Raw genomic sequence first — 13,491 nt, forward strand, 5'->3', positions numbered from 1 at the left:
TCCGGCCGATATTTCGGTCACGAAAGGGTGGTCAGGCGACCAGAGTCGGCCTAACCTCGAGGCGTAGGGCCCCATCTCGGTATGCCTTCGTGGTGGCTGTGAGCGGGCAGATCTCAGAACCTCAAGGGAGAGACGATGAGCGCGACCTCGCGGTATTCCAAGGGTGAAGTCGTGCCCGAACCTGTTCTGCAGCAGGATCCGAAACTTCCACCCGTTGCGGTCGATCCACAGAAGCTGGCCGCCGAGGATCGGCGCTGGACCCCGCTCAAGGTGATCATCTGGGCCGCGATCTCACTGCTCGGTGGCCTCAGCTGGGTGATGCTGGCGATCGTGCGCGGTGAGACGGTCAACGCCATCTGGTTCGTCTTCGCGGCCGTGTGCACCTATTTCATCTTCTACCGCTTCTACTCGAAGTACATCGAGAAGTACGTGACAAGGCCGGATGATCGGCGCGCCACCCCCGCGGAGTACAAGGCCGACGGCAAAGACTTCGTCGCGACCGACCGCAGGGTTCTCTACGGTCACCACTTCGCGGCGATTGCCGGGGCCGGTCCCCTCGTCGGGCCCGTGCTCGCCGCACAGATGGGCTTCCTCCCCGGAACGCTGTGGATCATCGTCGGCGTAGTGCTCGCCGGCGCCGTGCAGGACTACCTCGTGCTGTTCTTCTCAATGCGCCGCGGCGGGCGCTCGCTCGGGCAGATGGCGCGGGACGAGCTCGGGCCGGTCGGTGGCACCGCCGCCATAATCGCGACCCTCGCCATCATGGTGATCATCGTCGCCATCCTCGCGCTCGTCGTCGTCAATGCGCTGGCCGAGAGCCCGTGGGGCGTCTTCTCCGTGTCGATGACCATCCCGATCGCACTGTTCATGGGCTGCTATCTGCGCTTCCTGCGGCCGGGCAAGGTCGTGGAGGTTTCCATCATCGGTTTCGTGCTGCTCATGGCGGCGATCATCGGCGGCGGCGCGGTCGCCGAGACGGAGTGGGGCGCGGCACTGTTCACGCTCGACCCGCTGCCGATCGCGATCGGCATCGTCATCTACGGCTTCATCGCCGCCATCCTCCCGGTCTGGCTTCTGCTCGCCCCGCGCGACTACCTCTCGACGTTCATGAAGGTCGGCACGATCGTGATGCTGGCCGTGGCGATCGTCATCGTGCGACCCGAGATCACCGTTCCCGCGTTCACGGAGTTCGCCGCCACCGGTGAGGGCCCCGTCGTGGCCGGGCCGCTGTGGCCGTTCCTGTTCGTGACCATCGCGTGCGGTGCCCTCTCGGGATTCCACGCCCTGATCGCATCCGGAACCACCCCCAAGCTCGTCGAGAAGGAACGCCAGACCCGGATGATCGGCTACGGCGGCATGCTCATGGAGTCGTTCGTGGCCATCATGGCTCTGGTGGCCGCCCTCTCGATCGACCAGGGCATCTACTTCGCGATGAACTCATCGGCGGGCGCGACCGGCGGAACCGTCGAGGGTGCCGTCGCCTTCGTCAACAATCTGGGGCTCACAGGCGTGCACGTCGATGCGGATGCCCTGCTGCAGACCGCAAAGGATGTGGGCGAGGAGAGCATCGTCTCGCGGACGGGCGGGGCGCCGACCCTTGCCGTCGGCCTCTCGCACATCATGCATCAGTGGCTGGGCGGGCCGAGCCTCATGGCGTTCTGGTACCACTTCGCCATCATGTTCGAGGCGCTCTTCATCCTCACCGCCGTCGACGCCGGCACCCGGGTGGCCCGCTTCATGCTGCAGGACAGCATCGGGAATGCCGTGCCCCGTTTCAAGGACACCTCATGGAGGCCGGGAGCCTGGCTGACGACGGCGATCATGGTCGCCGCGTGGGGCGCGATCCTCGTGCTGGGCGTCACGGATCCGCTCGGCGGTATCAACACCTTCTTCCCGCTCTTCGGCATCGCCAATCAGCTGCTGGCGGCGATCGCGCTGGCGGTGTGCATGGCGATCATGGCGAAGAAGGGCCTGTTCAAGTACCTGTGGGTGGTCATCCTGCCGCTGGGATTCGCCGCGGTCATCACCATCTGGGCGTCAGGGCTCAAGATCTTCTCGCCCATCCCCTCGATCGGATACTTCGCGCAGAATGGTGCATTCGCGGGGGCTCTCGCTGCTGGCGAGACGAGCTTCGGAACGGCCACGAGCGTCGAGGCCATGCAGGCTGTCGTGCGCAACACCATGGTGCAGGGCGTGCTGTCGGTGTTGTTCGTCGTGCTCGCGATAATCGTCATCCTGGCCGCGGCGGCTGCCACCTGGCGGTCGTGGCGTACGCGCGAACTGGGCACCAGCGAGGACACAGCCGTGCCGTCGCGCCTCTTCGCACCGGCCGGTTTCGTGGCGACGCCCGCCGAGCGCGAGATCCAGTCCCAGTGGGATGCGAGGCCGGATGCCCGCGGCTCGGTCCGCGCGAAGAGGGGCGATCACTGATGAGCGTCTCAGGCTCGAGCTTCTCGGCCACCATCCGCAGGGGGCTCGGCGGGCTCTCCTGGTACGTGCGCGGGGTCATGGGCGGCGACGCCTACGAGAAGTATCTCGATCACCACTTCTCGAGCCATGACGCCCTCGAGCATCCGCCCATGACGGAACGCGAGTTCTGGCGCGACCGAGACGACAGGCAGGATCGCGAGCCGCAGGGCAGGTGCTGCTGAGCACACGCGGGCCGCGGCGGCTGCGTTGACTGAGGCGGCCGCGTCGGCTGAAGCGGCCGCGTCGGCTGAAGCGGCTGCGGCTCAGCGCTCGTCGATGACGAGATCGGCGAGCAGTTGAGGTCGCTCGCGTTCGAGAAACGCGGCCTCCTGCGCGGCCCACCGGTCCCAGTGCGGGGCGTAGGCGTCACCGTCGCGCTCGAGTGCCCGGCGCTTGCGGGTCGGCTCATCAAGCTCAACCCACACGCCCAGCGTCGCGAGGGCACGGTTATTTCGGCTGAGTGAACCGGAACCCTCGATCACGAGGGAACGGGAGGGGTCGACAGTGTGCCATTCGGCGGTCCGGTCGTTCTCCCAGTCCCAACGGAACCAACCGGGCTCGGATGCCGCGAGCACCCGTTCGTGCACCATCCGGCTGCCCTCCTCCAGGCCGTCCCATCCCGGGTAGAGGTCGTCGAGCCTCAGCAGTTGGGCGTCCGGGATCGCGGCGGCCACCACGGGTGCGAGCGTGGTCTTGCCCGAGCCTGATCCCCCGTCGATGAGTACCACCTGCCGTCGCTCGCGCGGCAGCAGCGCGAGGATCGCCTCGATGTTCTGTGGGCGTGTGACGTCATGGCGCGGCAATGAAGTTCCACTCCCCCGTCTCGACGGACGTGGTGACGGCGGTCGCCGCGATCACGACGCCGATCAGCAGAAGCGCCCACTCGTTACGCCCGAAGTGCGATTCGCGTGCCCAGCTTCGCTCGGTGGGCCCGCCGAAACCGCGCGCCTCCATGGCGGTCGCGAGCTTGCTGCCGCGCCGGATGGAGAGCACGAGCAGCGCGAAGGCCTGCCCGAAGAGGCGGCGGATGCGTCCGCTGTCGGCGAGTCCGCGCGCCCTACGGGCCAGTTCGAGGGATTTCCAGTCGTCGAGGAAGAGCCCGACCAGCCGCAGGCCGGCGAGTGCACCCAGCACGAAGCGGGCGGGCAGCTTCACGATCTGGGCGAGCCCGTCGGCGAGGTCGGTGGGGTCGACGGTGATGAACAGCACAACCCCGGGCAGGGCGATGGCGAGCAGCCGCAGCACTGTGGCGACGGCCAACTCGATGGATCCGTCGGTCACGTGCACGAACATCCACTCGAGATGGCTCGCCCCTGAGGCCTTGCCGTAGAGCAGGATGGTGAGGCCCGCGAAGGGCGCCGCGATCCAGATGGGCGAGGTGCGCAGCAGCAGTGTTCTGGCCCGCACGCCGGCGAACGCGAGCAGCGGGAGCTCAAGCGCGAGGGCGACGGATGCCGACACCCAGTCGATCGACAGCACGAGAGTGAAGGCGATGAGCAGCGCCGTGGCGAGTTTCGCGACGGGGTTCACCGTGTGGATGGCCGCGGTGCCCCGGGCCTGGACGAGCGCGCTCACGGTGTGACCTTGGCGCCGTCGAGGCGGTATTCGGATGTCGCCAGGGCGTCGACGAAGGCGGCATCGTGTGTGACCGCAATGGCGGCGCTGCCCTCGTCGAGCAGTTCGGCGAGCAGTGCGAGCAGTTCCTGCCAGGTGCGGGAATCCTGCCCGAAGGTCGGCTCGTCGAGCACGAGCACATCGGGCCGGGTGGCGAGCACTGTGGCGACGGAGAGTCGCCGCTTCTCGCCGCCCGACAGCGTGAAGGGGTTGGCATTGGCCAGCCTGTCGAGGCGCAGCCGCTGCAGCAGTTCGTCGACCCTGTTGGAGATGACGGATGCTTCGAGCTTCAGTGCGCGCGGCCCGACGGCGAGTTCCTCCCGCACTGTGCCGGCCAGGAACTGGTGCTCGGGGTCCTGGAACACGGTGCCGATGCGGGTGAGCAGTTGCCGGGACTTCCAGCGGATGGGGTGCGGCCCCGCGCCGGCGGCGAGCTCCTCAGCCGCGACGACGGCTCCGTCTGCCGGGGGCAGCAGCCCCGCGAGGGTGAGCCCCAGCGTCGACTTTCCGGCCCCATTGGGACCCGTTATGGCGAGGGCCTCGCCGCGACGCAGCTCCAGTTCGAGGCCCGAGCGCAGCACGGTGCCGCCCGGGCGCGCGATCGCCAGCGACTCGGTACGGAGCAGATGTGCCGCAGAGAGCGAGGCGGGGGCCCGGCGAACCGGCTGCGCGGGCGGGTGACCCGGAACCCACACCCCCGCTGCGGAGAGCCGGACTCCCTCGTTCTCGAGCACCGCATCCGGAACGCCATCGGCGATCACACCACCGTCAGCACCCAGGATGACGACCCTGTCGACGAGCCGCCGCCACACCTCGACGCGGTGCTCGATGACGACGAGCGTGGTGCCGCTGCGGTCGAGCACGCGCGCCACCGCATCCCGCACCTCCGTCACACCCTCGGGGTCGAGGTTCGCGGTCGGCTCGTCGAGCAGCAGCATTCGGGGGCGCATCGCGAGCACGCCGGCGAGGGCGAGCCGCTGCTTCTGCCCGCCGGAGAGCTTCGATGTGGGGTGGTCGAGGGGCAGGTCGAGCCCGACGGCGTCGAGTGCCTCGCCGACCCTGCGCCAGGTCTCATCGCGGGGAATGCCGAGGTTCTCGCATCCGAATGCCACGTCGTCGCCGACGCGGGCCAGCACGACCTGGGAGTCGGGGTCCTGCAGCACGAGCCCTGTCGTGCCCCGGCCGGCCTCCGGCTCGATGCCGTCGACCAGCAGGCTTCCGCACCGCTCGCCCTCGTCGTCACCCCCGAGCACTCCGGCGAGCGCATGCATGAGCGTCGACTTGCCGGCTCCGGATGCCCCGAGCAGCAGCACGCGCTCCCCCGCCGCGATCTCCAGATCGACATCACTGACCGCCCAGCCTCGGCGACCGGCATGGCGCCACCCCCAGCCGCGGGCGCTGACCGTGGCGCCGACGGCCGGGTGCCGCGCATCGAAGGTGGGTGTGATGTTCAGGCCTCCACCGTCGCTTCCCTGCCCGCCGCGAAGCGGTTCAGCGCGCCTGTCTTTGCGAGGCCGCGCGCCGCGAGCCACGAGAGCAGGCCCGCGAGAACAGCGCCGGAGATGATCGAGGCGATCACGTACACGGTGGAGAACAGCGCGTCTGCGCCCGCGTACCAGAGCACGAGGTCGTTGATGGCCATCGCGAGGCCGGCACCCATGCCCGCGAGCACGGCCACGTACACGCGCCAGTTGGCGTACAGGAAGATGGCGAACACGAGCTCGGCGCCGAGTCCCTGCACGATGCCGGAGACGAGCGTGAGCGGGCCCCACACATTGCCGATGAGAGCCGAGACGGTCGCCGCCAGAAGCTCGCCATACAGGGCTGCGCCCGGCTTGCGGATGACGAGGGCCGTGATGACGCCGGCGAAGAGCCACATACCGTAGGAGAGGGCCTGCAGCCCGGGCAGCGCCGCCTTCAGGGGGGCACTGAGCGGCTCGTAGGCGCTGTTCCAGACGACGAAGATCAGGCCGGCCGCGACGCCGATGACGCTGGCGACGACGATGTCGACGACACGCCAACGGTGATTGCGCTTGGGGGCGGTGAAAGCTGTGCTGCTCATGCTCTGTCTCTTTCGGATCTCATGGCGAAGACCTGGGCGGGCGGGCGCCCGTCACGCGAGCGCGATGAAGGGTGCGGGCTGCGCGCCGGGGCGCACACTCGCTGGCCTCTTTCAAGAAGGCAGAATGACATCCGATATCCCTCCCTGCGCTGGCATGATCCAGATCAGGTTCGACGGTCGAAGCTTGGAGTAGCTTCCTCTCAGCCCGGCTCACCGGACTCCCGTGTACGACGCAACTCTACTCCATGAGCCGCACGCGAACCCTATGCACGACGCCAGAAGAGGATGATACTGGCGGTATGGAAACCGTGATGGTGACGATCATCGCCACATCCCTGAGCATCGGCTTCATCCTGGGCATCGTGTCCGTGATCCAGCTCTCGCGCAACGCCGGCCACCACCGGTAGGGAGCCTCACCGCGCGGCCCGCGCAGCACGTGGGCCGCAGAACAGCCCTGCGTTACTGCGCGCGGGCCTGCGTGATGGCGTTCTCTGCGGCGACCCAGGCGAGCATGGCGCACTTCACGCGCGCCACATAGCGGGAGACGCCCCCGAGCACCGCTGCGTCACCGAGCAGTTCCTCGTCGGGCTCGATCGTGCCGCGTGAGCGCATCGCGGTGCGGAACGACTCGATGCGCTCCCCCACCTCGTCGACGGTCAGCCCGTCGGCCATCTCCGTGAACAGCGACGCGGATGCCTGTGAGATGGCGCAGCCGTGCCCCTCCCAGCGGATGGTTGCCGTGTCGCCGGGGCCCACGTGCAGTTCGAGCGTGATCTCGTCACCACAGGTGGGGTTCAACTCGTGGGAGCTGCCGGCCGCATCGCCGCGCAGGCCGAAGCCGATGGGCGTGCGGGAGTGGTCGAGGATGATCTCCTGGTAGAGGCTCTGCAGTTCTGAGGAGCTCATCGGCCGACTCCGAAGAACGCGGCGGTCTCGGCGACGCCGACAATGAGCTCATCGATCTCGTCAGCCGTCGTGTACAGATAGCTGCTCGCTCTCGTCGAGGAGGTCACGCCGAGCCGTCGGTGCAACGGCTGCGCGCAGTGATGCCCGACCCGCACCGCAATGCCGCGGTCGTCGAGGAACTGACCGACGTCGTGCGAGTGCACGCCGGTCACATCGAAACTGGCGAGCCCCACCCGCGGTTGCCCGGCGGCCGGCCCGAGCACCCGCACACCCGGGATGACGGAGAGACCGTCGACGAGACGAGCGCCCAGTTCGGCCTCGTGGGCGGCGATACGATCCATGCCGATCGTCTGCAGGTAGTCGATGGCGGCGGCGAGGGCGACAGACTGGGCCACCTTCTGCGTTCCGGCCTCGAAGCGCTGCGGGGCGGGCAGATATTCGGCGCGCTCCATCGTGACGGTCGTGATCATGGAACCACCCGTGAGGAACGGCGGCATCACGTTCAGCAGTTCGCTGCGACCGTACAGCACGCCGATTCCGTTCGGTGCGAGCATCTTGTGCCCGGAGAAGGCGGCGAAGTCGACATCGAGCGCGGCGAGATCGAGCGGCATGTGCGGCGCCGACTGGCAGGCGTCGAGCACGACGAGCGCACCGACCTGGCGCGCGCGGGAGACGAGCTCCGCGACAGGGTTGACCGAGCCGAGCACATTCGAGACATGGGTGAAGGCGACGACCCTCGCCCGCTCGGTGATGACCGAGTCGAGTGCGTCGAGCACGAGCGCGCCCTCGTCGTCGACAGGCACGAATCGCAGCGTCGCGCCCGTGCGGGCGGCAAGCTCCTGCCACGGAATCAGATTGGCGTGGTGCTCCTGCTCGGTGACGACGATCTCATCGCCCTCCCCCAGACGCAGCCGCGGGTCGGCGGAACGATCGAGGCTCGCATTCAGCAGCGAATACGCAACAAGATTGAGCGCCTCCGTCGCGTTCGAGGTCCACACGATCTCGTCATCCTGGGCACCGACGAAGCGGGCGACCGTGGCCCGGGCATCCTCGAACTGCTCCGTGGCGAGGGCAGCCAGCGTGTGCGCGCCCCTGTGCACGGCCGAATTGTGCTTCTCGTAGAACTCTCGTTCGGCATCCAGAACCTGGCGCGGCTTCTGCGAGGTGGCACCCGAGTCGAGATAGACGAGCGGATGCCCGTTCACGCGTTCACCGAGGATCGGGAAGTCGCGGCGGATGCCTGCGATCTCCGTCGAGGTGAGCGAAGCTGTTGCGACTGCTGGTGTGCTGATGATGTTCCTGCTCTCGGTGGTCCCTCCAGACTAGAACCGTTCGCTGTGCTGCGACATTCCTTGCGTTTCAGCGGGCGTCTGCTGGCAGACTCGTGTCATCGACTTCACTCCCGCATCCTTCGACTGGTCGGCGCTGTTCTCGCGCGCCGAGCCCGTCGACGTGCCCGTGCCGGTGCTGCTGGTCATCGTGGCCGTCGCTGTGGCGCTCAGCGTTCCGCGGGCTACGTGGCGGTGGTTCGGCCTGTTCACCACGCTCGTGCACGAGCTCGGCCACGCGGTGGCGGCGATCCTGACCGGGCGCGTCGTGCACGGCATCCGCATCCGTCGGAATCATTCGGGCGATGCGCTCAGCAGCGGGCGAGGTGCTCTCGGCACCATCGTCAGCGGCGTCATGGGCTACCCGGCGCCGGCGATCGTCGGCGCTGCGCAGCTGTGGAGTGTGGCCAACGGCTACACCGCCGTGGCGCTCTTCGCCGGCGGCGTCGCGCTCGTGCTGACCCTGCTGGTGATCCGCAACCTGTTCGGCTTTCTGGTGGTTCTGGCGTCGGCCGCAACGAGCGGCGCCCTGTGGTTCTTCGCGAGCCCCCAGGTGCAGAGCTACGCGCTGCTCGTGCTCGGTATCGCCCTGCTGATCGGCTCGGTGCGCGGGCTGCTCACAGTGATCAGCGTGCACGTGTCACGACGCGAGCAACTGGGTACATCGGATGCTTACCTGCTCTTTCGCAGGACCGGCATCCCGTCGCCGCTGTGGCTGGCCCTGTTTGTGGGCGTAATCGGCGGCTGTGTTGTCTTCGCCGTGCCGTTATATCTGCCGGCGTAGCCTCGCAACTCAGGATGAGTGCTCTACCCTGTTCCCACCTGGTGATCATGCTGCGGTCTCGCCGAGAGAAATCTCAACCAGAGGCCCGTCCTTGACTGCCGTCAGGAAGGCATCCGAGTGTCGTTCCCAGGCATCTCTGCTGACCGCGCGGATGTTGACCTCACGCCCCAGAATCGCCGTGGCTTCTCCTGCTGTTTCGTAGATTCGCATGCGGTCAGCATTTCCTATGGCTACGACATCGATGTCGTTGGGGTCGCTGCCCGTGACTCCCTGGTAGCGCGCCGCCCATGAGCCGAAGAGGTGGGCTTCCTCAATGCCGGGCACCCCGGCGAGGAGCGAGGGCAGCACGGCGAGCGGGCCGTATGCGTAGCGGATGACGGTGGCCATCGCCTCGAAGATCGGGTGCTCCGCATTGACGCTGAGGTAGCGATTGCGGCCGGAGGTGCGCTCCTTGATGAAGCCTGCTTCGACCAAGCGGTCGATGTCGCGGAGGATGGTGGGAAGACTCACCCTGGCCTCCCCTGCGAGTTCTGTCGCGCGGTATTCACGAGACGGATGCAGGTAGAGGGCGGCGAGCATCCGCCCCTGCGTATCCGAGCGCAGGATTGGCGTAAGCGTGGGCACTCTTGGTTTCATAAAACCAATCATAAATTTGGTTTATTGAAAGTCAGGTGTTTTCGTCACCACTGTTTTTCGATGATTCTGCGGCGCGGTGGCCGAAGGTGCCGTCGGTGACCGTCTTCCACGACGCGGTGATGATGCCCTCCAGCACGGCGAGGTCAACCTCGGAGAGCCGCTTGATGTAGAGGCAGCCGACACCGGTGCTGTGCGGGCCGAGCCGGCCGAGCGCATCGGCGTGGGCACCCACCCCGTCGGGCAGGTAGATCGTTGTTGCCGCCTTGCGCGGCGAGAACCCGGCGGCGGGCGCGTCGCCCTCACGACCGCTCGCGTACCTGTAGTGGTACTGGCCGAAGCCCACGATCGTGGGGCCCCACAGCCCCGGGGCGATGCCTGTGATGCGCTCGATCAGGTCGATCATGATGCGCGCATCCTCTCGACGGATGTCGCTCGGAACCCGGTCGATGAATGCGGTGACGTCGTCGCGGTCTGTCATGCCTCCATGATCCCTCGTGCGAACAGAACTGCCAATGGGTTTGCGTTCAGCCGAGCAGTTCTCGTAGCTCTTCTGCAGTGAGCGCCGAACCGAACAGCTGCTCGTCGTCGATTACCGCGTCGAACAGTGCCGCCTTGCGCCGGCCGAGCGCCATGACCTTCTCCTCTATCGTGTCGGCAGCGATCATCCGGTAGACCATGACGTTGCGGTGCTGCCCGATGCGATGCGTGCGGTCGATGGCCTGATCTTCGGCGGCGGGGTTCCACCACGGGTCGAGCAGGAACACGTAGTCGGCCTCGGTGAGGTTGAGCCCGAAGCCGCCAGCCTTCAGACTGATCAGGAACACGGGCGCTTCCCCCTCCTTGAACGCGCTGATGACGGCCTGCCGGTCACGGGTACTGCCGTCGAGGTACTGATAGCGGATGCCCGCCGCGTCGAGGCGTTCGGCCGCCTTGCGCAGATAGCCGGTGAACTGGCTGAAGACGAGCGCCCTGTGCCCCTCCGCAACGACGTCGTCGAGCTGTTCGAACAGCGCGTCGAGTTTGCTCGACGGCACCCCGCCGTTCGCGGGGTCGATGAGGGAGGCATCGAGTGCGAGCATCCGCAGCAGCGTCAACGACCGGAACACGATCATGCGATTGCGGTCGAGGTCGTCGAGCAGCCCGAACAGTTTGCGGCGCTCGCGCGTGAGATACAGCTCGTAGACCTCGCGATGCTCCGGCGCGAGCTCCACGACGATGGTCTGCTCCTGCTTCTCCGGCAGGTCCGCGGCGACAGCCTGCTTGGTGCGGCGCAGCATGAATGGGCGGATGCGTCGCCGCAGTTTGGCGAGGCGCTCGGCGCGCATGCCCTCCGCCACAGCAGGTGCGTTGCCTGCTCCGACGCCCGTGCTGATGCCGGCGGCCGGGCGCTCGATCGGGCGAACATAGTCTTCGGCGAATCGGCGCGGGGAGGCGAACAGGCCCGGTGCGACGATCGCGAACAGGGCGTGCAGCTCGGTGAGTGAGTTCTCCATGGGCGTGCCGCTGAGGGCGAGCGTGAACCGCACCTGCAGGTCTCGGGCACATTCGTGGATGCGTGACATGCGGTTCTTCACGAACTGGGCCTCATCGAGCACAAGCCCCGACCATCCGGTGCTCGTGGCTACCGCCTGATAGGCATCGAAGTCGAGACGCAGCAGCGCGTAGCTGGTCACGACGATGTGGGCCCCCGCCGCGACATCCGCGATGCGCAGCCCGCCCGCAGCCTCCGTCGAGGTCACGTGACGCACCGTGAGGCCCGGCGTGAATCTGGCCGCCTCGGCCACCCAGCCGGGGGCGACGGAAGTGGGGGCGACGACAAGGAACGGCGCCGTCGCATCCGTGTCGTGGGCGTGCTGCATGAGCGCGAGCGCCTGCACCGTCTTGCCGAGCCCCATGTCGTCGGCGAGCACGCCGCCGAGCCGGTGCCGCCAGAGGTGGGCGAGCCAGGAGAAACCTTCGGCCTGGTAGGGCCGCAACTCCGCGGTGAGACTGGGCGGCGGGTCGACCGGCCGCGGGCCGTCTCCGGCCGCATCCGCGAGCAGTTCACGCCATTCGAGTGCTGGCTCGGCCTCATCGGCGAGATCCTCGAAGTCGGCCCACAGGCTCGTCTGGTGCCGGCCGATGACGGGCACGGTGTCCCATTCGGCGAGCTCGGCGGCCTCGGCGATGAGATCGGCGAGCGGCGCGAAGAGCGGATGCTGCAGCGAAAGGTGCGTGCCGTCGACGAGCAGCAGCCGGCGCTTACCCGCGGCGAGCGCCTTGAACAGCGGTGTGAACGGTATCGTGCGGTCGTCGACGGTAACCGTGACGCCGAGGTCGAACCAGTCGACCTTCTCACTCGGCACGGCCGAGACGGAGAGTTTGGGTGTTCCGGTGAGCTCGCGGTAGTCGGCTTTCACGCCGGCGATGACCACATCCACGCCGGGCAGCCGTTTCAGCGCGGACAGCTCGCGTGTGGCGAATTCTGCGGCGTCGATGCCTCGGAGGGTCACGGGCGAGGGCAGGCCCCCATTCACATTCAGCCGGGCGTCGGGCATCCACTCGTCGGGCAGGATGCCTGCGGGGATCACCTCGGCGAGCGTGGGAGGGGTGCCGCGGCGCTGCGATGTCCAGTGCCACTCCAGATCGAGTACATGGCGGGGGCGGTGGGTTGCCGTGAGCACGAGCCGCGGTGGTGCGGGCGGCGGGATCTTCACGGTGCTGTCGCCACTGCGCACCGCAGTGCGGTCGAGCAGTTCGGGCAGGAAGCTGCCGGTGAACTCGTCGACGCCGTCGGCGGGCACGTCGATCCCGTCTCCGATGCGGCCGCGACCGCCGAGCAGCTGGAGCTGTTCCGGGGTGAACCGGCCTGGTGCGCCGGTCTCGCTGGTCGTGGGGGCCGGTGCGATCACGATCGTGCGCGGCTTACCGTCGTCGAAGGCGTAGACGCCGTGGGCACCGATCGCACGAGCATGCTGGATGTCGTGATCGCGACCATCGATGAGCAGTTGGGGTTCGACACGGATGCCGCCCGCAGTATCCCTGCGCATGTCAAGCACCGGCTCGGCGGCCTGGGCGACGCGCACCTCGGTGCCGCTGGCCCCGACGACGAGGATGCCGAGGCTGCGCGCCTGCTCGAGCAGCGCCCACAGCACGGGGTTCGTGTAGTCGTCGAGCATCACCCAGTCGGCGTCGCGGCCCGTGCCGAGCAGGTCGGCCGCCCTGTACAGCGCCGCGAACTGGCTGAACCAGCGCTGCTGCTCCGGGTCCAGATTCTGTCGGTTGAGTTGGTGCGGCAGATTCGTCCAACTGAGGTTGCCGCGCGACCAGCCGCGCGCGGTGCGGGCAACGGGCCTCGCGCCGAGCCTGCATGCCGCCGATGGCTCGTCCGTGCGCCCGACGGCGCGCGTGACGGGGCCGTTCCACCGGTGGGTGGTGCGCGGGATCAGTTCTCGCAGCTCGAGTTGAAGAGCCAACTGTGTGTATGGCGTGGGCGTCGCATCCGGCACCGTCGTCAGATAGTCGCCGAGGGTTTCGCGCCACCGGGCGGTGTCGCCTGCAGTGCTGCCGTCTGCGCCCTCGCCCCGGCCTGATGACGGGTCGGGTTCGGTGCGGGCCATCCAGCAAGTGTGCCACCGGCCGCCGACACCGCTTCGCCGTGGATGGTGTGAGCCGCACCCTCCGGCTTCGCCGGCTGCAAGACTGTCGTGTGG

Annotated in this window: 12 protein-coding genes and 1 riboswitch; of the genes, 3 read left to right on the forward strand and 9 right to left on the reverse strand. The window is 67.8% G+C overall.

Annotation, left to right across the window (positions count from 1 at the left end):
* Positions 1-135 precede the first annotated feature (135 nt).
* Positions 136-2,430 (forward strand): carbon starvation CstA family protein, encoded by a 2,295-nt coding sequence (locus FB562_RS06260; RefSeq protein WP_141880362.1) that lies wholly within the window; start codon positions 136-138, stop codon positions 2,428-2,430.
* Entirely contained in the window at positions 2,430-2,651 is a 222-nt protein-coding gene (locus FB562_RS06265; RefSeq protein WP_141880363.1) for a YbdD/YjiX family protein, read from the forward strand. The genes FB562_RS06260 and FB562_RS06265 overlap by 1 nt, the downstream gene beginning before the upstream one ends.
* 81 nt (positions 2,652-2,732) lie before the next feature.
* On the opposite strand, the gene FB562_RS06270 is transcribed toward FB562_RS06265, so the two are convergent.
* The 6 genes from FB562_RS06270 to FB562_RS06295 all read right to left on the reverse strand — a co-directional run bounded on the left by FB562_RS06270 (position 2,733) and on the right by FB562_RS06295 (position 8,346).
* Complete coding sequence (locus tag FB562_RS06270; RefSeq protein WP_246081359.1) at positions 2,733-3,272, reverse strand: nucleoside/nucleotide kinase family protein; 540 nt, start codon at positions 3,270-3,272, stop codon at positions 2,733-2,735.
* The gene (locus FB562_RS06275) at positions 3,259-4,044 is read right to left on the reverse strand and encodes an energy-coupling factor transporter transmembrane component T family protein (RefSeq protein WP_141880364.1); all 786 of its coding nucleotides are present in this window, start codon (positions 4,042-4,044) and stop codon (positions 3,259-3,261) included. The genes FB562_RS06270 and FB562_RS06275 overlap by 14 nt, the downstream gene beginning before the upstream one ends.
* Complete coding sequence (locus FB562_RS06280; protein WP_246081443.1) at positions 4,041-5,531, reverse strand: ABC transporter ATP-binding protein; 1,491 nt, start codon at positions 5,529-5,531, stop codon at positions 4,041-4,043. Before FB562_RS06280 ends, FB562_RS06275 begins: the two co-directional genes overlap by 4 nt.
* Positions 5,532-5,533: 2 nt before the next feature.
* A complete protein-coding gene (locus tag FB562_RS06285; protein WP_141880366.1) occupies positions 5,534-6,145 on the reverse strand; it encodes an ECF transporter S component in 612 nt (203 codons plus the stop codon).
* A gap of 124 nt (positions 6,146-6,269) precedes the next feature.
* Positions 6,270-6,379, reverse strand: a riboswitch (TPP riboswitch).
* A gap of 225 nt (positions 6,380-6,604) precedes the next feature.
* Positions 6,605-7,051 (reverse strand): Fe-S cluster assembly sulfur transfer protein SufU, encoded by a 447-nt coding sequence (sufU, locus tag FB562_RS06290; protein WP_141880367.1) that lies wholly within the window; start codon positions 7,049-7,051, stop codon positions 6,605-6,607.
* Entirely contained in the window at positions 7,048-8,346 is a 1,299-nt protein-coding gene (locus FB562_RS06295) for a cysteine desulfurase (protein ID WP_141880368.1), read from the reverse strand. The genes sufU and FB562_RS06295 overlap by 4 nt, the downstream gene beginning before the upstream one ends.
* 157 nt (positions 8,347-8,503) lie before the next feature.
* Between FB562_RS06295 and FB562_RS06300 the strand changes: the two genes are divergently transcribed.
* Positions 8,504-9,163: a M50 family metallopeptidase gene (locus FB562_RS06300; RefSeq protein WP_246081360.1), complete on the forward strand. Its 660-nt coding sequence runs from the start codon at positions 8,504-8,506 to the stop codon at positions 9,161-9,163.
* 45 nt (positions 9,164-9,208) lie between these two features.
* On the opposite strand, the gene FB562_RS06305 is transcribed toward FB562_RS06300, so the two are convergent.
* From FB562_RS06305 to FB562_RS06315, 3 genes are read right to left on the reverse strand one after another with little or no spacing between them, the layout of a single operon-like run.
* Positions 9,209-9,787: a winged helix-turn-helix domain-containing protein gene (locus FB562_RS06305; RefSeq protein WP_141880370.1), complete on the reverse strand. Its 579-nt coding sequence runs from the start codon at positions 9,785-9,787 to the stop codon at positions 9,209-9,211.
* Positions 9,788-9,830: 43 nt separating this feature from the next.
* On the reverse strand, positions 9,831-10,277 hold the full coding sequence (locus FB562_RS06310; RefSeq protein WP_141880371.1) for a DUF1801 domain-containing protein: 447 nt from the start codon (positions 10,275-10,277) through the stop codon (positions 9,831-9,833).
* 46 nt (positions 10,278-10,323) lie between these two features.
* Positions 10,324-13,398: a DEAD/DEAH box helicase gene (locus FB562_RS06315; RefSeq protein WP_141880372.1), complete on the reverse strand. Its 3,075-nt coding sequence runs from the start codon at positions 13,396-13,398 to the stop codon at positions 10,324-10,326.
* Between the last annotated feature and the right edge of the window lie 93 nt (positions 13,399-13,491).

Source organism: Homoserinimonas aerilata (assembly GCF_006716125.1).
GTDB classification, from domain to species: Bacteria; Actinomycetota; Actinomycetes; order Actinomycetales; family Microbacteriaceae; genus Homoserinimonas; species Homoserinimonas aerilata.